21 protein-coding genes are annotated in these 21511 nt (G+C 40.0%); 14 read left to right on the top strand and 7 right to left on the bottom strand.

Translation table 11 applies throughout. The features are described from left to right. The first annotated feature begins 150 nt into the window (after nucleotides 1–150). Nucleotides 151–2070 carry an AMP-binding protein gene (locus AAEY75_RS07880; RefSeq protein ID WP_197216612.1) on the top strand — a complete coding sequence of 640 codons (1920 nt, stop codon included), beginning with the start codon at nucleotides 151–153 and terminating at the stop codon, nucleotides 2068–2070. A 102-nt stretch (nucleotides 2071–2172) separates the two neighbouring features. Here AAEY75_RS07880 and gorA read toward each other — a convergent pair whose 3' ends face one another. The 3 genes from gorA to AAEY75_RS07865 all read right to left on the bottom strand — a co-directional run bounded on the left by gorA (nucleotide 2173) and on the right by AAEY75_RS07865 (nucleotide 4962). Further along, nucleotides 2173–3537 carry a glutathione-disulfide reductase gene (gene gorA / locus AAEY75_RS07875; protein WP_352259305.1) on the bottom strand — a complete coding sequence of 455 codons (1365 nt, stop codon included), beginning with the start codon at nucleotides 3535–3537 and terminating at the stop codon, nucleotides 2173–2175. Between the two features lie 182 nt (nucleotides 3538–3719). Continuing rightward, on the bottom strand, nucleotides 3720–4172 hold the full coding sequence (locus AAEY75_RS07870; RefSeq protein WP_197101656.1) for a threonine/serine exporter family protein: 453 nt from the start codon (nucleotides 4170–4172) through the stop codon (nucleotides 3720–3722). A 1-nt stretch (nucleotide 4173) separates the two neighbouring features. After that, the gene (locus AAEY75_RS07865) at nucleotides 4174–4962 is read right to left on the bottom strand and encodes a threonine/serine exporter family protein (RefSeq protein WP_197101838.1); all 789 of its coding nucleotides are present in this window, start codon (nucleotides 4960–4962) and stop codon (nucleotides 4174–4176) included. A 453-nt stretch (nucleotides 4963–5415) separates the two neighbouring features. Here AAEY75_RS07865 and AAEY75_RS07860 point away from each other — a divergent pair, with 453 nt between their 5' ends. The 3 genes from AAEY75_RS07860 to AAEY75_RS07850 all read left to right on the top strand — a co-directional run bounded on the left by AAEY75_RS07860 (nucleotide 5416) and on the right by AAEY75_RS07850 (nucleotide 6968). Further along, nucleotides 5416–6198, top strand: a complete 783-nt coding sequence (locus AAEY75_RS07860) for a M48 family metallopeptidase (RefSeq protein ID WP_352259333.1) — start codon at nucleotides 5416–5418, stop codon at nucleotides 6196–6198. 97 nt (nucleotides 6199–6295) lie between these two features. Then, nucleotides 6296–6550, top strand: a complete 255-nt coding sequence (locus AAEY75_RS07855) for a DUF503 family protein (RefSeq protein ID WP_352259304.1) — start codon at nucleotides 6296–6298, stop codon at nucleotides 6548–6550. A gap of 76 nt (nucleotides 6551–6626) precedes the next feature. Then, nucleotides 6627–6968 (top strand): hypothetical protein, encoded by a 342-nt coding sequence (locus AAEY75_RS07850; RefSeq protein ID WP_352259303.1) that lies wholly within the window; start codon nucleotides 6627–6629, stop codon nucleotides 6966–6968. Here the strand turns inward: AAEY75_RS07850 and AAEY75_RS07845 are convergent, their stop codons facing one another. After that, nucleotides 6969–7463 carry a hypothetical protein gene (locus tag AAEY75_RS07845; protein ID WP_352259302.1) on the bottom strand — a complete coding sequence of 165 codons (495 nt, stop codon included), beginning with the start codon at nucleotides 7461–7463 and terminating at the stop codon, nucleotides 6969–6971. A 113-nt stretch (nucleotides 7464–7576) separates the two neighbouring features. Here AAEY75_RS07845 and AAEY75_RS07840 point away from each other — a divergent pair, with 113 nt between their 5' ends. Then, nucleotides 7577–8047: a hypothetical protein gene (locus tag AAEY75_RS07840; protein WP_352259301.1), complete on the top strand. Its 471-nt coding sequence runs from the start codon at nucleotides 7577–7579 to the stop codon at nucleotides 8045–8047. Between the two features lie 342 nt (nucleotides 8048–8389). On the opposite strand, the gene AAEY75_RS07835 is transcribed toward AAEY75_RS07840, so the two are convergent. The 3 genes from AAEY75_RS07835 to uvrA all read right to left on the bottom strand — a co-directional run bounded on the left by AAEY75_RS07835 (nucleotide 8390) and on the right by uvrA (nucleotide 12512). Further along, complete coding sequence (locus AAEY75_RS07835) at nucleotides 8390–8752, bottom strand: hypothetical protein (protein ID WP_352259300.1); 363 nt, start codon at nucleotides 8750–8752, stop codon at nucleotides 8390–8392. 250 nt (nucleotides 8753–9002) lie between these two features. Continuing rightward, complete coding sequence (locus AAEY75_RS07830; RefSeq protein ID WP_352259299.1) at nucleotides 9003–9266, bottom strand: hypothetical protein; 264 nt, start codon at nucleotides 9264–9266, stop codon at nucleotides 9003–9005. A 339-nt stretch (nucleotides 9267–9605) separates the two neighbouring features. Next, nucleotides 9606–12512: an excinuclease ABC subunit UvrA gene (gene uvrA / locus AAEY75_RS07825; protein ID WP_352259298.1), complete on the bottom strand. Its 2907-nt coding sequence runs from the start codon at nucleotides 12510–12512 to the stop codon at nucleotides 9606–9608. Between the two features lie 592 nt (nucleotides 12513–13104). Here uvrA and AAEY75_RS07820 point away from each other — a divergent pair. The 9 genes from AAEY75_RS07820 (at nucleotide 13105) to AAEY75_RS07780 (ending at nucleotide 21384) form a co-directional block, all read left to right on the top strand. Further along, nucleotides 13105–14469 (top strand): MFS transporter, encoded by a 1365-nt coding sequence (locus AAEY75_RS07820; RefSeq protein WP_352259297.1) that lies wholly within the window; start codon nucleotides 13105–13107, stop codon nucleotides 14467–14469. A 145-nt stretch (nucleotides 14470–14614) separates the two neighbouring features. Continuing rightward, nucleotides 14615–15262 (top strand): DUF3833 domain-containing protein, encoded by a 648-nt coding sequence (locus AAEY75_RS07815; protein ID WP_352259296.1) that lies wholly within the window; start codon nucleotides 14615–14617, stop codon nucleotides 15260–15262. A 291-nt stretch (nucleotides 15263–15553) separates the two neighbouring features. Then, nucleotides 15554–16189 (top strand): single-stranded DNA-binding protein, encoded by a 636-nt coding sequence (ssb, locus tag AAEY75_RS07810; protein WP_352259295.1) that lies wholly within the window; start codon nucleotides 15554–15556, stop codon nucleotides 16187–16189. 833 nt (nucleotides 16190–17022) lie between these two features. After that, entirely contained in the window at nucleotides 17023–17667 is a 645-nt protein-coding gene (locus AAEY75_RS07805; RefSeq protein ID WP_197101678.1) for a hypothetical protein, read from the top strand. Between the two features lie 107 nt (nucleotides 17668–17774). Then, nucleotides 17775–18293: a BLUF domain-containing protein gene (locus AAEY75_RS07800; protein WP_352259294.1), complete on the top strand. Its 519-nt coding sequence runs from the start codon at nucleotides 17775–17777 to the stop codon at nucleotides 18291–18293. Between the two features lie 53 nt (nucleotides 18294–18346). After that, a complete protein-coding gene (locus tag AAEY75_RS07795; RefSeq protein WP_352259293.1) occupies nucleotides 18347–18784 on the top strand; it encodes a BLUF domain-containing protein in 438 nt (145 codons plus the stop codon). A gap of 436 nt (nucleotides 18785–19220) precedes the next feature. Next, a complete protein-coding gene (locus tag AAEY75_RS07790; RefSeq protein ID WP_352259292.1) occupies nucleotides 19221–19544 on the top strand; it encodes an H-NS histone family protein in 324 nt (107 codons plus the stop codon). Between the two features lie 470 nt (nucleotides 19545–20014). Next, a complete protein-coding gene (locus AAEY75_RS07785) occupies nucleotides 20015–20197 on the top strand; it encodes a hypothetical protein (RefSeq protein WP_352259291.1) in 183 nt (60 codons plus the stop codon). A 248-nt stretch (nucleotides 20198–20445) separates the two neighbouring features. Beyond that, complete coding sequence (locus AAEY75_RS07780) at nucleotides 20446–21384, top strand: TatD family hydrolase (RefSeq protein WP_352259290.1); 939 nt, start codon at nucleotides 20446–20448, stop codon at nucleotides 21382–21384. The last annotated feature ends 127 nt before the right edge of the window (nucleotides 21385–21511 follow it).

Below are 21511 nucleotides of genomic sequence, written 5' to 3'. Positions count from 1 at the left end.
CTAGCTGACTAATATCTCAATATTATCTGCGCTATTTTCCTTGTTTGATTGCAATTTATCTCATTTTTATCACCATTTTTGAAATGAGGGCACGCACTAATAAAACGGCATTACCCTTCAAGGTCTAACACAACGAATAGAGACTTATCAATGTCTAATAGCCACCAACATAGCCATCAGAATCAGAGTAATAAGCAGCAGATTCAAGATGAAAGTAGCCAGTTAACATCATCATGGCTGGGGTGGATGTTTATCAGTATTCGCAACTTGTACCGTATTGGTTTATTGACACCAAAAGGTATTTTTTGTGTCATTAAATCTATTTATAAGCATGGCGCAAACCTGATGGTCTTGCTCGAATTTGCTAGCCATATTGCACCTAATAGAAGTACGCTAAACCAACAGTACAGCTATCAACAGAGTTATGAATTAGCCCTGTCATTAGCGGCTTATCTCAATGAAAAATTACAGATGAGCAATGATGCTAAGACTAGCAACCACTCACGCTATAAAGCAAAAGTGGCGCTACTCTGCGCCAATCATAGCAGTAGCGTCTTGGCTTTATTTGCAGCTGCACGTACTGGCGCTGATATCACGCTGCTCAATACCGATATGAGTTATAGTCAAATCGAGAAAATTATTGAGCAACAAGCATACGATATGCTTATTTGTGATGATGAATTTGTCAGCATTGTGTCAAAGGTATCAGTGCTTAAATCAGAGACAGCGCCAATAGTAATTCGTACCGAAGTATTGAACCAGTTTCTTGCTGCAAGATTTGAACATATAAAGGTAGCGACTCATCAGGGCTCAGCTAAGTATAGAAAAAATGGCCATAAAATCGCACGCCAGTCATCAGGTAAAATAAATGTGCTGACAGGCGGTACCAGTGGCCGTATTAAATTTGCTAAGCGTGAGCCGTCACCGCTTGCGATGCTTATACCTTTTTTGGCATTATTGAATAAAGTAGAGCTGGCTAAATATCACTCTGTCTATATTGCCGTGCCTTTTTATCATGGTTATGGATTGTCAGCGCTCATTATCTCCATACTGCTCTCTGCTCGTATCTTTATCAGTGATAAATTTAATAGCGCTGAAGCCAGTCACTTGATTTATCATAATCAGATTGAAACGCTTATTTTAGTGCCAACGATGCTCAAGCGCCTGCTTGATTACGACAAACTTAAGCAGCACGAATATGATCAGCTCAAAAGTAGAGAAGCCAAAGAAGCTATTTATAATCCAACTTTCCTTTCTGTTCAGCGGATAATCTCAGGTGGTGCCAAACTCGACGCCAATCTTGCTAAGCAGACGTTGGCTCATACTGGTGATACTTTGTTCAATCTCTATGGCACCTCCGAATCAGGTTTTGGGGTCATGGCGACTCCAGCTGATTTACACCGCTATCCTGATAGTATTGGTAAAGCGATTAAAGGCGTGCGCTTACAAATATTACCGATTGAGAAAACTTCAAATACTGCTAGTCAAATACCGTCACCAGATGACGCTATTGGGGTTTTAAACCTTAGCACAGCGTGGTCAATGGACAATAAAGCCGTGACCAATACTGCTAAAAATCTCAGTGAGACTAGCTACATCAGTACAGGTGATTTGGTCTATCGTAATGTAGAAGGGTATCTGTTCCTAAAAGGTCGTGCGGACGACATGATCGTATCTGGTGGTGAAAACGTGTATCCGCTAGATATTGAAAGTGCACTCAAACAACATCCGCAGATTGAACAAGTTGCCGTCATTGCGATAGACAGTGATGAATTTGGTAAACGGCTCGTCGCTTTTGTCAGTTTGATTGATGCTATTGGTACTAGCAAACTTGAGCTTTCAAATATGATAGGTAGGTCAAGTCTGCTAGATTCAAGTATGTCCTTAAATAATAGCGAGTCAATCACCGCCTTGCAGCTGATGCAGTGGTTGAAGCCTAAGCTGGCACGTTATCAGATGCCTCAGCAGATTAGGTTGATAGAGAGTTTGCCTATGACTAAGACGGGGAAGGTGAGTCATGCGAAACTTAAAGAATGGTTTTATAGTGAGTCAATAATATCAGTACACTAAGGCACTTCATTATTTAGGTTATGACACCCAAACTAAAAAGGCTACTCCGTTGAGAGTAGCCTTTTACTTTTAGCTAAGATAATAAGTTTAACGCATCGTCAACTACCGCATCGTCACAAACTCTTCTGAGCCAGTTGGGTGAATGGCAACCGTATTATCAAAGTCAGCTTTAGTCGCGCCCATTTTGATAGCGACGGCAAAGCCTTGAATCATCTCATCGACACCAAAACCAATACCATGCAGACCGATGACTTTTTCGTCATCGCCCAAGCATACCAATTTCATGGTGCATTTTTGGCGATGCTGAGTCACTGCACTATACATAGAGGTAAAGCTCGATTTATAGCATTTGATATTGTCTTTGCCATAGCGTTCAATCGCGTCAATTTCAGACAAACCGATTGTACCGATGGCAGGATGAGTAAAGATAACTGTCGGTATCAACGTATAGTCTAAATGCTCATTAGGCTTATTGTTAAACAGACGCTCTGACAAGCGGCGACCTGCGGCAATCGCCACTGGGGTCAAATCAACACTGTTTTCGATAATATCGCCGACTGCATAAATATTGTCGACATTGGTATTTTGGAGCTCATCGACTTTGATTTTGCCAGTCTCAGTTGTCGCGACCCCTGTCACTTGCAGGTTGATATTGTCCGTAGAAGGCGCACGACCAATGGCCCAAATCAAGCAATCAACTGTGTCAACACAGTCTTCGCCACCACTATTGGTAGATAGGTTCAGGCTATCATCGTCATTTTTATTGACTTCATTGATGGCAGTGTTGGTGTGTAGATGAATGCCATCTTGCTCCATCTCTATCAGCAAGGTTTCTACAATAGTATGGTCAAATGCGCGTAGTGGCGAGTGTTTACGCACATACAAATGCACCTCTGCGCCCAGACTGTTTAGTACGCCTGCGATTTCGACAGCGATATAGCCTGCGCCTACAATCGCCACGCGTTTTGGCAAGTGATTCAAAGCAAAGAAGCCATCAGAATCGATGCCGTATTCTGCACCTTTGATGTTTGGTTGAATCGGGTGACCGCCCGTAGCAATCAAAATATGGTCAGCGGTAATGAGTTCGCCATTCACTTCTACGGTATTGGTATCGACAAATTTGGCAAAACCTTTGATCACTTCGACGCCATTTTTCGCCAAGTTGTTATCATAAGAGCGGTGAATATTTTCGATGTACTGTTGACGGCTTTGGACCAGTTTTTGGAAGTCAAAACCTTTAAACTCAACATCAAAACCATAATCGGGCGCATATTTATGGATGGCTTCGGCAACTTGCGCGCCATACCACATCACTTTTTTGGGAACACAGCCCAAATTCACACAAGTACCACCCAGTTGATTGGCTTCGATAATGGCGCATTTTTTGCCATAGCTTGCTGCACGGTTGATTGAAGCAATGCCGCCGCTGCCGCCGCCAATGGCGATATAGTCATAATGTTTGGTCATAATCAGGTCTCTTTATTAAATTGTTATTGGTACAGTTTTAAGGTTTATTTTTTTGAATGCTAGTGTTCTGGACTCTACTGTAATGGGTCTTATAATCCATCTTACAAGTTTTTTATGGTTAAGGTGTGTTGAGTTGCTTCCATGTGGTCAGTGTTTATATAGCTAAGCTTATCTAGAGCCACTTAAACAATAGCACGACGTCTATAAAATAACAGCCCAGGAATCGACAAACCCAGTACCAATCCTGAGGTCACAAACAAAGCCTCAAACAAGTACACCATCATTTGACTAAATAACTCGTCTGAATAGCCGAAATAGCCAATCTGCACCATACTGACCATTGCCTTATACGCGGCGATACCGGGCATCATACAGATGACACTTGGCGAAATAAGCGCTTTGGGTGGTAGGGTATACTTCTTAGAAAAATACACGCCCAAAAAACTGGCAAGCATTGCCCCAAAAAAGCTGGCTACTACAAGATGTACTTGCTGATGGACAAGGGCAGTCTTTAGTCCAAACCCAAAAGCAGTCATGAGCAAACACGGCAGAATGTAGCGTTTGGGAACAGTGAACATCAGCGTCCAACCAAGGGTGATGATGCAAGACAGTACAACGGTTTCTATAAACCACATGTCAAAACCCCCAGTGCTGTATTTGAAGTAAAACAAGGGCCATCACGATGCCAACGCACGCGGATAAGGTCAACATATAGGTAAACACGGCACGTCCAACCCCGATATTGACATAACCTTTTAGGATATCTGAAAAAGAGTTGATGAGCGGGAAGCTGGGCACCAGTAACAGCACGCTAGAGGCAACAGCGATATCGGCATTGTTCCCAATATCAAAATAATAAGTAGTTGCGCCAATGAGAGAGGCGATAAATGCTGTCACGATAACGGTGATAAAGGGGTTAAAGTGATGTTTGGACAAATAAATACGAGTAAGCATCGCCACCATACCAGCGACAAATGTCACCGCCGTCATCAACCAGCTGGCACTGTTAAGATAAGCAAATGCGGCACAAGAAATGCCCACGAATATGCCGACTAGCCATGTTGGATAAACGGTCTTGTCTAACTCATCAAAGGCAAGCGTAGTCAGATCTATCAAATCATCATTATCTATGGTGTCTTCGGTCTTATTAACGATTTGCTGAATTTGCACCAATAAATTGACGTTGATACTCTGATTGATCGTGTCTCTGGTAGTCGTGATACAGCGCTCATCACAGATAGTGGTCAAGGTAAGGGCATTAAAATTCAGCGAGCATTCTACGCTGTTCATTCCCAAAGCAATGCCCAAGCGCTTGGACAAGTCCACCACGATGGCAGACTCAGCACCATACTGCATAAGAAGTAGGCCGCAGCGCACGCATAGTCGGGTAATGCGCTGCTGCTTTACGTAACTGATAGAAGTCATTGTGGAAGTACGCATATTGGTTATTGATACGCTATTATAAAGGGTCTGGGTGCTGACGCGCAGGCATTATTGGACATTATATTTGATGCGACTACAAAGGATAAGGTTTTTTAGACAATAGAAGATAGAGACTAGCGCAGATGCGTGGGTGATGATAGTAGACATAGTGTTTATTTAGGTGGGCTTGGATTGCAGAATGTACTCTAAGCAATGACTCAAATTAAAATAATGACGTTATATACTTCAGATGTATGTTGGGTATGACTTGCGACGGAAAATAGGCGATAGATTATAAAATTAATAGACTTTTGTTTTCTATGGTGATAATCTCTTCCTCGATAATTCAGACACATTACTTACATCTTGGTTACATTCTCAATTCATTACCTTTATCTAGCTACCTACTTCAACTGTATTTTTTAACTTGGACGTCTAATGACCACTTTTAATAAAATGAAAAATGTTCTATTGCTTACCACCATTACTACTTTGGCAGGCTGTACTACTGTCGCCGATATGGCAGGATACGATACTGCTACCCTAAATAGCGATGCGGCAAAAAGCTACTCTCAAGTGGTTTCTAGTGCCAAGAGTCAAGGCGCAGTAGATAATACTTCTTCGACTGCTATTCGAGTTAAAAAAGTCTTTAATCGTATAAAGCCTTACGCCGTTCAAGCCAATACAACAGGCGTTCCTTTTGATTGGCAAATTACTGTTATAAAGTCACCTGAACTAAATGCTTGGGCAATGCCTGGTGGCAAAATGGCCTTTTACACAGGTATTGTAGAGACGTTAAAGTTAACCGATGCAGAAATCGCTGCAATTATGGGACACGAAATGACCCATGCATTGTCTGAGCACAGTAAAAAGGACGCAGGGCAAAAAGTTCTGACTGGTTTAGCGATGCAGTTAGGTGGTGCGCAACTACAGTCAAAAACAGGGTTAAGTGATAATGCGTTGGGCTTAATTAATGACCTAGGTATTGATAAGCCGTTTTCTCGTAGTCAAGAATCACAAGCTGATGCAGGTGGTTTACGTTTGATGGCGCAGGCAGGCTATAACCCAGCATCTGCAGTGTCAGTATGGGAAAAAATGGAGGCCGAAAATGGTCGTAGTAGCGCTTTAGTTACTTTGACGTCTACGCATCCAAATTCCGGGCAGCGTATCGCTAAAATCAAAGCACTCTTGCCTGAAGTTACGCCAATTTATCAAGCGGCTGCTAAAGCACCTCAATAGATCGGTACAATTAGATAAGTACGATACTATTAAAAGAGCATGGTAAATAAAAAAAGCAAGTCGAGAGGCTTGCTTTTTTGCAATGAAATATCGAGAAATGACTGGTTTGATTTTGAAATTACATCGTAGGCTAGGTGTTGCAATCTGTACCCAAATTATGGGCCTTGGCAATACGCCAAGCATCGCGGTATATGAAAGCGGTGAGCGTGATCGGCATGATGCCAGTGAATGGACGTTTGTGATCGTTGGCCTGTCTAAACGTGAAGTCGAGTCGCAGTGCAGCCAAATTGAGGAGAGGATAGAACGTACGGTGGATGCACGGATGATGAATGTTGAAAGAGAGTTTGTTTAGGTTAAACGTTAATTACCTTAAGTCTTAGGTCGGAGAGTATCTTGCGATTTCAAAGCAATATGTGGAGTTAAAGAATATGTCTGTTATGGGAATGGTTGATAATGCGCAAAGTTCGGATGAAGAAGAATTCAGTTTTCCAATATCTTTTGAGAGAGTTTATAGGGATTATTGGTATAAGTTTGCTAATGAGAATGAACTATATTGGTTAAAGTCCTTTTTATATGGCATTGAAGTAGAGAGAGCTAGTTTCAATGAAGTAATAACAGAATTGAAGTTATTAAGAAAATTCTTACTGAAAGGAGAAGATGTTTATTACTTATCTGAAAGGAAGTATATTCTTTCACGAATTGAGCTGTTTCTTGAAAAGCTTGATGAAGCAGAGAGTTTTAGAGATGATATAGTCTTATATATTGGTTAGCTAATATAAGTCATCAACTACAACTATTCCATGTAAATCTGAAACCAAGGCGATACCACATTGAGTATCAGTAATCTTATTCATAGCGCTATCAACATATTCAATATAACCAAACACACTTTGCTTGAAAACTAGATTTGTATTCTTATCTTTATAATAGTGGAACTGACCCTGCGTGCTACAGAGGTCATCTTCCTGCGAATAGGTAAATAATTTTTCACATGTATCTAACAATATATCTCCAAAGGTTGTTCTACTATAACTATGTTCACTCCATGATTTTTGAGCGTCAACGACTGCATGCTTTGTCATTGGGATTTCTGAATGGTCGATGTTTTGTAATTCATCAATCCAAAAACTAAAATTACCTATTTTTAATAAAGAAGCCGAGTTTTTTAGAATAATAATAAACTCACCAATCAATACTGATTTGTCACTACTGAGAGCGCTAATAACAGCCAATTTATTTCTTTCTAAATGTGTATTGAAATTCATAAGATTATAGACTTACTATTAATGATTTGAATGGAATTGTGACATTTTAAGAGGTTTCATGAGATATGCTACGGTATGTGAGGCATAATTATTGTAAAAATGGAGAATAAGTTATGGGTACATCCTTCTGCAGCGTTGTAATCCAAACAGATACGAAAGACTTAGATTTTATGTCGGTCTTGACTAATTTATTCAATAAAGAATTTATACCTATTGAAAAGCATTGTGATTGTAGAGACGAGGATTGCTTTTTCATAGCTAAGACTGATAAATATTTGATAGTATCTAACTCCAAATTTGTTGATGAAATTCTACAGAATAATAGCTCATATAATATGGATATGATTCAGAAGACTTTTGTTCCTAAATTTGTTTTTGTTTTCGAAGAGTATGATAGTGGAGGTACTTACAGTTATGCAGTTATACTCGATAAGAAGATTGTCAGAAAATTTCGCAGCATTACCTATGAAATTACTGTCGATGAAGGCGAGCTATATGAGATTGAGTCCAAATGGAGAAGTTTGCCTACAAAGTTTATGAATGATGAAGATTATGAACATGAAAAGGTCTATTTTCATCGCTGATAGCGAGACTGAGTTTTATACTGAAGAATCACTACCGCAACTAATTTTGCACGAATTGATGAATGATAAAATTGGATTTGATGTTCATACATTAGATGAACATATAATTGATTCAGGTTTTTTTAAATATAAGAATAATGATTTTATAGGCAAAAAATGGTGGCAAGTCTGGAAGTAAGTATTACTATAGTCAAACAAAAAAAGCCACTCCCTAAAGAGTAGCCTTTCATCATCAGTCATCTGAAAATACTAATTATTGCGGAGGACCTTAACCTTCAGGTTTTTATACCCTTTTGCACTCATACAGGCCTCTAATTTCCAGCATCAGCTTATCTATTGAAATCAAAACAAGTTAAGTAAACCTATAACGATACCTAATAAAAAACATATACCAAGAAGTAAAGTCTTATACGTGGACATCTCAAATCCCTGTTCATAAGGACTTGAATAATGTCTTTTTTTATCATAACTCTTGAACAGTTCAGTATGACATATTTCTTTTTTAGTCAATAAACCAACGGCAACTGGGGTTTTATAATAAAGTTTATAATATGTGACTTGAGTACCTACTAGCAATATATCCTTGCCTGTATATTTACATAAGTCGTAGTAGAAAACGGTATCTTCATAGGCATCTCGAATATAGGCTTTGTATAAGATACTATCTATATTAGTAATGATGCCATCATTTGTATCAGAACCCATTTCTTCCTCTGAAATTTATATGTTGGGCGAAGACTACAATACCCAATGATTGTATGGTTGATTCAGTTTAAAAGAGAGTTAAAGCAACCGAGTGCAGATGTAACTGTGATACTTCAAGCGAGATTGACTTGTCCGAGTTGTGGCTGTCATCAAGAAACATTAGCTGAACGGAGAGTATTTTATGTCTCTCAACAAAAAAAGCCACTCACTAGAGAGTGGCTTTTCATCATCGACTATCTAAAGATATTAATTAATGTGCAGATGGACGGCCTTCAGGTTTTTTATAACCTTTTGCAGTCATACATGCTTCTAATTTCTTCATCTCACTTTGGCTTGGGCGACTGTCTTTAGACATTTTTACGCCAGCATTTTTAGCACAATCATCCATAGCTTGTTTCATGTCAGCTGACATCGCTGGTTTTTTGTGATTGTGGCTGCTATTTGATGTTCCGCTTGATGCACAGGCAGCAACGCCAACAGTAGAGGCTAAGACAATAAATAGTAATTTTTTCATGGAAAGTCCTTAAAGTTTTTAAAGGTCGTATAAAAGGAAATAGCGTCGATTCATGCACGCTATATCGTTCTCAACCAATTATTTCTATATCGCATGCATTTGCGCATGATGTTGTACCATTTAAATATTAATACAATCAAAGTTTAAGTATCTTTAATAAATATTAAGAAAGGTAACGCAATGTAGCCGTACAGGTCGAAATTTTACACACATCTATCAGTTAAGGTTTTCAACTCATGGACTGGGTAGCGCTTTATAGTATTCAATAAAATAGTACCCAACAAAAAAGGCCACCCTATTAAGTAGAGTGGCCTTTTATCAATAGTTTATTAACTGGTATCAGCTTACTTCTTTCATGCTTTGTTCAAGCATCGGCTTTAAGAATATACCCGTGTAAGACTCTTTGACTTCCGCCACTTGCTCAGGCGTACCTTCAGCGATGATCATGCCTCCACCTTTACCACCTTCAGGGCCAAGATCAATCACCCAATCCGCAGTCTTAATGACATCTAAGTTATGCTCGATGACCACAATGGTATTACCTTTATCACGTAGGGCATGCAAGATGTTGAGCAGCTTATCGATATCATGGAAATGCAAACCAGTGGTTGGCTCATCCAAGATATAGAGCGTCTGTCCCGTATCGCGTTTGGCAAGCTCACGAGCCAGTTTGACACGCTGTGCTTCACCACCTGAGAGTGTCGGTGCAGATTGACCTAAGCGAATATAGCTAAGACCAACATCCATCAAGGCTTGCAAACGACGATAAATCGCTGGTATGGCTGAGAAGAACTCAGTCGCGTCCTCAACGGTCATATCGAGCACATCGGCAATGGTTTTGCCTTTATAGTGAATCTCTAAGGTCTCGCGGTTATAGCGCTTGCCTTCACAAGTATCACAAGGTACATACATGTCTGGTAAGAAATGCATTTCAACTTTGATAAGACCATCACCTTGACACATCTCACAGCGTCCGCCTTTGACGTTGAAGCTAAAGCGACCAGCTTTATAACCACGGGCACGCGCTTCTTGCGTTTGTGCAAACATCTCACGCACAGGGGTAAACACACCCGTATAAGTCGCTGGGTTTGAGCGCGGTGTACGACCAATTGGGCTTTGATCGATATCGACCATTTTGTCCAAATGCTCAAGACCGCTAATGCTTTCAAACTTGTCGGCAATCAGTGTTGAAGCATTGTTTAACTGAGTCGCGGCCAATGGCATCAGCGTACGGTTGATCAAGGTTGATTTGCCCGAACCCGATACGCCAGTCACGCAAGTCATAATACCAATGGGAATGGTCAAATCCACATCATGTAGATTGTTGCCTGAGGCACCTTTTAGCTCAATCGTCATCGGTACTTTTTTCGGTTTGGCTTTTCCTTTGACTTCCACATCTATCATTTTTGGCTGATGACGAACGGTTGGAATCTCGATTCTCTTTTTACCAGACATGTATTGTCCAGTCAGCGATTCTTTGTTTGCCATGATGTCATCGACTGTACCTTGAGCAATGACATGACCGCCATGTATACCTGCGCCGATACCGATATCGATGACGTGATCCGCTTGGCGAATCGCATCTTCATCATGCTCAACGACCAGTACCGTATTGCCCAAATCACGCAAGCGCGTTAGGGTTTTGAGTAGGCGATCATTGTCACGTTGATGGAGTCCAATAGATGGCTCATCGAGTACATACATCACTCCCATCAGGCCGGCACCGATTTGGCTGGCAAGACGAATACGCTGTGCTTCACCGCCCGATAGCGTTTCAGCAGAGCGGGCAAGAGATAAGTAATCCAGTCCAACACTCACTAGGAAGTTCAGACGCTCATTGATCTCTTTAAAGATTTTTTCTGCGACTTCACCTTTATGCCCGCCAATCTTTAGCGTTTTATAATATTCTGCTGCATCACCGATAGAGAGTTTGACGATTTGAGCGATGGTCTGATCGTCAACACGGACATTGCGTGAGATTTCATTCAGACGCGCACCGTCACAGACGTTACAAGTGGTATCAGCTAAGTATTTGGCTAACTCATCACGTACGAGATTGCTTTGCGTCTTAGCATAACGACGTTCTAGATAAGGAAGCACGCCTTCAAATGGTACGGTTTTATTGGTTTTACGACCGCGCTCATCGGTAAAATTAAAGGTTAACTTTTCTTTACCAGAGCCATTCATAATGAGGTCTTGTTGCTCTTTTGGCAGGTCTTGCCACGGTGCATCCATGTCAATCTTAAAATGATTGCACACAGTCGATAGCAGACCGAAGTAATAAGCGTGACGCTTATCCCAACCATTGATGGCGCCTTGGTTAAGTGATTTCTCATGATGGGTAATCAGTTTCTCAGCGGAGAAGTACTGACGTTTACCGAGACCATCACAGCTTGGGCAAGCGCCGTATGGATTGTTAAAACTGAACATGCGAGGCTCAAGCTCAGAGACGGCACGATCACACACAGGGCAAGAATGCTTGGCTGACATGACTTGATTGTCATCGCCGCCTTCTTTTGGATTGCCATCCATGAAATGCAGCGTAACCAGACCTTGACCTAAGCGTAGGGCAGTCTCTAAGCTTTCTGCGACGCGGTTGCCCAAGTCATCACGGACTTTAAAGCGGTCAACCACCACTTCGATGGTGTGTTTTTTCTTTTTATCGAGTGTTGGTAGCTCGTCGGTATCGTAGACATCGCCGTCGACACGCACACGGACAAAGCCTTGACCTATGAGCTGCTCTAGTAAGACGGTATGCTCACCTTTACGCTCACGAATGACGGGTGCCAAAATCATAATCTTGGTGTCATCTGGTAAAGCCATGACTTGATCGACCATTTCGGTGACCGACTGTGCGACCATTGGCTCGCCATGCTCAGGGCAAAACGGTGTACCAATACGCGCATACAGCAGACGTAAATAATCATAAATCTCAGTAATCGTACCGACCGTAGAGCGTGGGTTATGGTTGGTTGATTTTTGCTCGATAGCAATCGCAGGGGATAGACCTTCGATACTATCGACGTCAGGCTTTTCCATCTGTGAGAGGAACTGACGTGCGTAGGCCGATAAGCTCTCGACGTAACGGCGTTGCCCTTCAGCATACAAAGTATCGAATGCCAATGATGATTTACCAGAACCTGATAAACCAGTGATGACCACGAATTTATCTCGTGGTATGTCTAAATCAATGTTTTTTAAATTGTGCGTACGTGCGCCGCGTATTGCGATATGGTCATGTGCCATCGGTGATAGGTTTCCTATTTGCTAAAATTGTATTTAAAAAAATGTCTAAACGTTGAAAGCGTCAATGAAGTCGAAGTGGTTTATTAAAATTGTGGATAATGCTGTCATTCATATCGCTCTATAAAGGCATTGATAGTTTTATAGAGCGATACAAACGAAACGATGTAAACGACAGTCGGTGTGCTCTTGTTTTAGTTTCTGATTTTAAGTTTTTATTTTGATAAGTAAATCTAAATCAAATCAGCAGTGAGTAACAGGTATGGTTTGTTATAGATTTTGCCAAACAATGTCATTTTATGAGAGGTATTCGTTATGTGGTCAATTCTGTACAAGCTAAAAGTGCTGCTCTGGTAATGTTTGCGCCGTCTTACTTTATTGTCATGATAGTGGCATTATTCAAGGTACGGTTGCTATTAGATGCACTTAATAACAAAAATATGGCATCACATTTACCGTTAAGTCTGGGCGCAAAAAGTAAAAGTTTCGGCAACCAAATGACGAATGTCTTATACTAGTGGGCTTGATTTATAGGCTGATGACTCGATAAAAGCAGCAGTGATAAACTAGCTAATGATCAACCAGTGAGGCGAGTATGAATAGCGTAGAAAAACGGGCAATCCTCGGGGTCGGTGGTGTCTTTGCCTTACGGATGGTTGGTTTGTTTATGATTGTCCCGGTATTTTCTGTATACGGTAACAATTATGCGCATGCGACGCCATTTTTGATCGGTTTGGCAGTTGGTATTTATGGGCTTGGGCAGGCTATTTTTCAGATACCGATGAGCCTTGCTGCTGACAAATTCCCGCGCAAACCTATTATATTTTTAGGGTTAATCTTATTTGCTATCGGCGGTATCATTGCGGCCAACGCGACAGATATTTATGAGGTCATTATCGGTCGGGCGCTGGCGGGTAGTGGCGCTGTCTCTGCCGTACTGATGGCATTACTGGCTGATGTGACTCGCGAGGAGATGCGTACCAAAGCGATGGCTACGATGGGTTTGACCATTGCGACCTCCATTATGCTCGCTTTTGCCTTTGGCCCGCTGTTGGTTGGTTCGCTTGGCATCTCTGGGCTGTTTTGGCTCACCGCAGGCTTTGCTATTTTGGCAATGTTGCTATTAATGATAGTACCGACGCCGCTAAGGGTGCTCAAGCATAATCTAGACAATAAATCGATCGGTCAGCAATTAGCGACAGTACTCAAAATTGGTGATTTAAATCGCTTACATATCGGTATTTTTGCGCTACATCTGACCATGACTGCGATATTTGTTATTTTGCCGCATCAGCTCAATGAAGTGATGGGATTATCGGTACGCCAGCAAGGTTTGGTTTATCTACCATTATTGTTTATTGGTTTTGCGGTAGCGATACCTTTTATTATCATCGCTGAAAAGAAACGCAAAATGCGTCAGGTATTTTTGGGTGCATTGGCATTAATAACTGCAGCTTTAGCCATACTCGCACTTGGCAGTCAGGCTGGTATTGGTATTATTTTAGGCTTATTACTGTACTTTATGGGCTTTAATCTCATTGAGGCGACTATTCCTTCGTGGATTTCTAAGCGCGCACCAGTGGCCAATAAAGCGACGGCAATGGGAATAAGCTCATCTAGCCAGTTTTTTGGTGCATTTGTGGGTGGTGCAATGGGCGGGCTATTATTGAGTCAGCCTAGTCTGTTGGCATGGGGTATATTGGCGGTCATTATGGGTATCGCTTTGCTGCTTATTATACCGATTGCGCAGCCACCATACCTATCAAGCACGACCGTTAGTATTCCTAAAAATGTCAATATGCAAGACTGGTCACGCCAAATGCTAGCAGTAGATGGTGTCGATGAGCTAGTCGTGATGGCAAAAGAGAAAGTGGCCTATCTTAAATTGGATAAAACCCAGCTGACGGACGATTCAAGGGAGCAGCTATCAAGTTTGGCACAGAGTCCGCTGGACATCTGATAAGCCATACATAATGGTATTAGGTTTGTCGAAAAGGTCTGGATAGTCAAAAACAGAGTAGACAACAACTGTATAGACCGCCACTATTATGAGGTGCAATCTAAACCTCTTTACTTAAATCTATCTCTATTTAAAAGGAATTAATATGAGTAAGTTTACGATGCTGTCTAGTGGTGCTGTTATTGGTAAAGGTGCTGCTCAAATAGCCAAACCCTTTACTTCTTTATCTTTGATGCCTCGATCAATAGCTAAGGTAGTGCTAGGTGCAGGGCTATCAGCCACTTTTTTCATCTCTGGCTGTGCCACCCAAAATATTCAAGCCTATCAAAATACGACGCCAATGCTCGATATGCATGAGTTTTTCTCAGGTCAGATTGATGGTTGGGGGATGTTTCAAGGCCGAAATGGTGAGGTCAAGAAACGTTTTTATGTCGATATCGATGCCACTCACGAGGGTGAGAATGTTATCGTTTTAGATGAGAGGTTCTCGTGGGCAGATGGGTCAAAATCGCAGCGTATATGGCGATTGACCAAGCAAGTTGATGGTAGTTGGAAAGGTACTGCAGGGGATGTCATCGGTGAAGCTACAGGGGAAGTCGTTGGTAATACGCTCCATTGGAATTATTTATTAGAATTGCCTGTTGAAGATAAGACCTACAAAGTTAATTTTGACGATTGGATGTATCTTATTAATGAAGATATCATGCTGAATCGATCTGTAATGAAAAAATTCGGCGTAGAGTTGGGTAGTGTCACTTTGAGTATGCATCGTCATCGCTCTGACGTTAAGTAGAGTAATAGGTCGCAGCGCTATCCTAATAGTCAATGAAGGTTGATGGTGTTAATCCACTGATTAAAGTGGCAAAATAGCACTATTACTGTCTTTTGATAGTAGAGACTGCGATAAGTGTGTTTAGAACAACTATATCTAGGCGACATAAGGTGTCGCCTTTAGTAGATAGTCTGTAGATATTTAAACTAAAATTGGTTAAAGTAAAATTATATGACTAATAGTATTAATTGATGCTATTAGCGAAAAATTAGAAAGATTCATCAAATTATTCATAAGCAAAAGGACGGTATCATGCGCGGAGTTAATAAAGTTATCATCATCGGTAACCTTGGAGCAGACCCTGAGGCACGCCAATTTAGTAATGGTGGCGGCGTGACCAATATCTCGGTTGCGACATCAGAGCAATGGACAGACAAACAAAGCGGTGAAAAAAGAGAGGCCACTGAATGGCATCGTATTGCACTCTTTAACCGTTTAGGTGAAATTGCGGCACAATACTTGCGTAAAGGCAGCAAAGTCTATATCGAAGGTAGCTTGCGCACGCGTAAATACCAAGATCCCAATGGTCAAGACCGTTATATCACCGAGATTCGCGCTGAGCAAATGCAAATGCTAGATGGTGCAACTGGTGGTGGTCAAGACAATGGCGGCTTCAGTAATAATAACCAAGGTGGTCAGAATCAAGGTCAAGGTGGTGGCTATGGCAATCAAGGTGGTCAAAGCAATCAAAACAACTTCGGTCAGCAAGGCAACAATCAGCCAGCTCAACAAGGTGGCTACAATCAAGCTAGTGGTGGTCAGAACAGCTTCAATAACAATCAAGCACCTGCCCAGCAAAACCAGTTTAATCAACCTGCGCAGAAACCTGCTCAATCTAAGCCTACGGCAATGCCAGACGGCCCTGTAGACGACGATATCCCGTTCTAGGATACACCTTAGACTTTAATGTAAAATATATGTTCTAGAAAACCCGCCACTAGCGGGGTTTTTTGTATGTGACAATAAATAATTTGAAAAAGTCGTTTTATTATATTGCCAAAAGCCATATGGGAATTAATTAGACTGTCTTTATCTATATATAGTCATTCCGCTATAAAAACGTTACTGCGTTAACGTCGCTCGAAGTATTGAATATCTATCTAGACTCGGTTGCTTTGCAGCAGAGTCAATCCTCTATAAACTGGATACAGTTTCAGTCTCGCTTAGTCTACTATTTGTAGCACTTTCACTCGACCTCCTTGTGTCCAAGTTATATTAAATTAAATATGCTTTTAAATCGAATCAACTGTAAGTGCTAATTACTAAATGAAATAAAACGTTTGTCTGTTTCTGATTATACTAATGGCATTAAAAACTCTAATTCTCAAAATAATAAAAATTCAATAATTGGTTGTTGAGTATTCAAAAAGGTTAATAATCGAATAGGTATTGGTTAGAATAATTAAATTTATAAGGTTTATTTCGCTTATTATTTCGTCAATTTATATGTTGAAAACGATAAAAACTACCTTTCATATCCTATATCAACCGTCTGTTCTATTAAATCAAATTAATGCTAACAGTCTATTGGACAGGTTGATATAATCCACTTGAATCAATGATTTATATGATATTAAACGTTCGGCTTTCGTTTAAAGTGATTTTTATTAGCAAATGAAAAGTCAGGGTTTGGCCATTTAATGGTTTAAAACATAAAAACTTACTTGGTCGGCATCTTAAAATAAGAATGCCCACCTCACTGCTAGTATTGAGTATACATAATGAATTATGGTGATGTGTTTCGAAAAAGTGATTTAGGTAGAGAAGAGATTAAATCTCAGAGTCTAGGTGTATTGCCGCGAGAAGCCAGAACATTACTCATTATGATTGATGGCAGACGCACGTATCAGAGCTATCTTAATACACTCGACAGTAGCAAGATGTTTGCTGAGTTTGGTGGTATTACACCGCTATTTGAGCTGCTTTTGAGCCTTGAGTGTATTGAGATAGCAGTGGCTGGCAGTGCTGAGACAGAAGTGCCCACGCCTGCTCAGACGACGACAGCCGTACCTGTCATTACTCAGTCTCAACCAGCAGTACCTGTCTTTGATGAGAAGTCTGAAATAGAGTTCAATAATACGTTCAATAATAAAAGCACCACTAACGTAAAAGAGTCAGAAAAAAAATCAATCAGTAGTATGTTTAAAACTAAGCCATCTAGTGCTAACTACGAAACGATCAAATCTGATTTAGCTACCTATATTGAAAAGAATGCACCACCTGTAGAAGCCTGGGGTTATTTATTAAGTTTAGAGCAATGTGGTAGTAGTACGCAATTATTGATCTTAGCAAAAGAAATACAGAATACGGATAGTGGTAATTTATCACGTGGTATGAATGATTTTATCAAAAGAATTCAACGTTAATGTTGACGGTATTTATGTAGTAAAAAACGGATATGACAAATATTTAGTTATGAAAAATAACGGTGCTGTCATTGTTGAAAAATCTAGCAAACTAATTGGAGTTTCTTGTGGAATCAGCTGAGCTATCGGAATTAGATCGTCTAAAAATGCGTCATGGTGAGCATGTTATTTTACGTTTAACTTATATTAGCCGTTATAACAACGACAATCCTACTGGTGAAGTGACACGTATTCTTACTCAAGCGCAGCAAAATAATGAGCGCAATGGTATTACGGGTGCTTTGGTGTTTAACCACAATTACTTTTTGCAAAGTATTGAAGGGGCGAGACCTGTTATCAATGAGTTGCTTAGAAAGTTGGTCGAAGACGATCGACATTATGCACTGCAAGTTATCGAGTGCCGTGAAGTTGAGCAGCGTCATTGGAGTAAGTGGTCAATGAAATATTTAATCCCAAGTGATGAAAACAAGGGGCTGGCACTCAAGTTTTCGACAGGCAATCAGTTTAATCCGTATTTGATGAATACCAATCAAATTATGATGCTGATTGATACGTTATCAGAACTTCAAGAGCAAGAAGAAATCGATGCTTCTAAAAAGAAGAAATCTTGGTTTTCTTTGAGTTGATTGATGTTTAGAGAAGCTATCAGACCCTATAACTTTATTATAAGAGATACGATATGACATCAATAATGGAAGATGCGCCCATTTTAATGAGCATGACATATGCGAGCCGTGCCAATCCAGGCGTGTCAGCTAAAGATTTCAATGAAATATTGAAGCAAGCACAGGTGAATAATGCCACCAACGGTATCACTGGCATGCTGACATTTAATAAAGATTATTTTTTGCAGACAGTAGAAGGTCCAAGAGCGCAAATTAATCGTCTATTGTATAGCTTAATCGCTGATCAACGCCATTATGATTTACAAATTATTGAAACACGTGAATTAAAGTATAGAACATGGTCTAAATGGTCTATGAATTACGCCACACCGACTGAAAAAAACGCTGCGATTTATTTAAAATACTCTACCACTGTTGATTTTAATCCGTACTTATTAAGCGCTGAATCAGCCCGTGAATTGATGAATGAGCTTAGTGACCAACGCGACTGATTGAGTAAAATTTTTGTTTGAATATTACAAATTTAAAAATAATTTTCAAAACTCAAGATCTATATCAATATATGGATTTATGTTTATTAAGTATGCGACCAATTAGCTTTGAAGGGCACTTTATAAGCAGTTCTTCAATGAAATATATAAACAAATATTGATTTATAAACGAATATTTGAATCTTCAAACTTTGCCCATTTACCAAATTTTACTATTCGTTGACTTTTGATATATAAGATATGACAGCCTGCTATTGTGATAGCATTGCTTTTTGTTTATATTGTCTCCGCCCATAGATATGTTGGCTAACCATATTTTTATTACAAAGAATATCTATTTATGACTTTATTGAATAATGAATAAGTCATCTCGGTTCTTAATAGTGAGTATTATATCTATTAAGATTGTACCTTTTATTTTACAGTTGGATCTACTATGAGCAAAAATAATGCAATTGATTTAGAGAATCTAAACGTCGCCGAGCTACGGGCAATTACTGAAAATGCTCAGCAGCTTATCGCTAAAAAACAACATCAGCGTCTGTATGATGCCTATATGAAGTTCGAGGAAATCGCAGAAGAAAGCCACGCCTCTATCGAAGAAATTTTGAAAGCGGGTGAAACCTTAGAGAAGAAACGCAGTATTAAATATCGCAATACTGACAACAACGAAGAAACTTGGACTGGTCGTGGTCGCAAGCCTACATGGTTGGTTGAAGCATTAGCAGCAGGTCGTGATATCGAAGATTTTGCTATTTAATGTTGTATTAACTAATAAGTTTTCTTATTAAGTTTGATAGCGATATCGCTGATTATAGTCATTCTATTATGAAAGTATTACTGCGTTAACCTCACTTGAAGTATTTAACATACATCTACACTCGGTTGCCTGGTACTACTTTTAAATTGAATCGACTACATTAGATGAAAGCCAGTATCTTTCTTGCCATTATTTGGTAAGAAGCTACTGGTTTTTTTACGTCTTCCGCACACCATATCTTTATTACTATTAAGGCGTTGATGGTTTGTTATCCCAATAATACCAACAGTAGCAGCGGTGTTCTCAAAGAGTAGAGCTATACATTAGATTGCGTATTCATAACACAGATAAACATAGAGCTCATCATATCCACGTATACTAAGCCAGTGATAACTTTTTAATTAATATCCATTATGAACAATTGCTGATAAAATTGATAAGTAACGGTACAAAGATATAGGATAGGTAAAGTGACAGAAAGTATAAAAGTGAAAAAGTGGGTTTCTTTGGGAGTCATTGCAACCGCCCTGTTGCTTTTACCTAGACGCAGTAGTCGAAAGTCTGATATGGACCTATTAAACAAAAATAATGCAAAATCTGATAGTAGTATTAATAGTAGTCAAAATGCTAATAACGGCAAAGAAATGAAATAGAGATTAAATTAAAAATTAAATACCTTTAATATAAGTTATTCTAATTATTAATGATGTCTATAAAATGCCGAACGATATAACGCTCAATTAAAAAACGTTAATCTCGGAGTCTATTAATGACCACTATAGTTCCATTTATAATCGGTTCAATATAATTTGGATACAAGGAAGGCGAGTGAAAGTACTACAATTAGTATAGTAGACTAAGCGAGACTGACACCGTATCCAATTTATAGAGGATTGACTATATGATATCTAAACAGACATTGCTCAAGACTTATCCTCTCATCGATACCCATACTCACTTTGATGCTCCAGTATTTGATAGCGATAGAGAGTTGCTAGTACAGCAAACTTATGAGTGCGGTGTACGTCATCTCGTATTGGTGGGGTATTCACACCAGTATTTTGAGAGAATGTATAATACTAAACAACTATTAAACAAGTTGCTAGTGCCCTTGGCTACTGAAGAAAGGGATAGCTCAAATCTTTCACAGATTGAGACTCATACTGCGATAGGCTTACATCCTTTTTATATTAAAGAGCACAGTGAAGATCATTTAGAAAATATGGCGCATATGATTGCTGAGCAGCGGCCAATAGCAATCGGTGAGATTGGATTGGATACTTTCACGGAATCTATGAGAGAGCCTGAGGTATTTGACAAACAAAAACGGTTTTTTAAGGCGCAATTGGACATGGCAGTGCTTCATAGGTTGCCGGTGATGCTGCATATTCGAAAAGCACATGCAGAGGCGCTGGCTATACTGAAGGCACACGATTATGATGCACACCAGTTAGGTGGTATCGCACATAGTTTCAGTGGCGGGGAACAAGAGGCAAAGGCATTTGTGAGGTTAGGATTTAAGTTAGGTGTTACTGGTCAGATCACCAACCCAAATGCCAAAAAATTGCGCCGTGCCATTCATGCCGCTGTCGATAGTCATGGTATAGAGTGTTTGGTCATAGAGACAGACTGCCCAGACATGACGCCTATCCAGTGTCAGATGTCAGACAATAGTTGTGCTGATAAGCAGTCACATGATCGTAACGTACCAGCTAATTTGCCATGGGTACTATTAAGCTTAAGTGAGTTGCTCAATGTGTCGCCAGATAGATTGGCTGAGCAATTGTGGCACAACAGTTGCAACGCTTTACAGAAGACATGGGATTATCCTCCAGTATAGTTATACCTATTATAGGCCATTATTATTTACTGCTAACTTGTACAATAGTAAATAAGTTATCAGTAAATAACCGAAGCACCTATAGATAAAACAATTTAAAAGAGCATTTAATCTGTTATGAATGAAA

It is taken from the genome of Psychrobacter sp. TB55-MNA-CIBAN-0194, from assembly GCF_040309505.1.
Classification (GTDB): Bacteria; Pseudomonadota; Gammaproteobacteria; order Pseudomonadales; family Moraxellaceae; genus Psychrobacter; species Psychrobacter fozii.
Note: the sequence above shows the minus strand (reverse complement) of the source record. Positions and strands in the feature narration are given on the sequence as shown.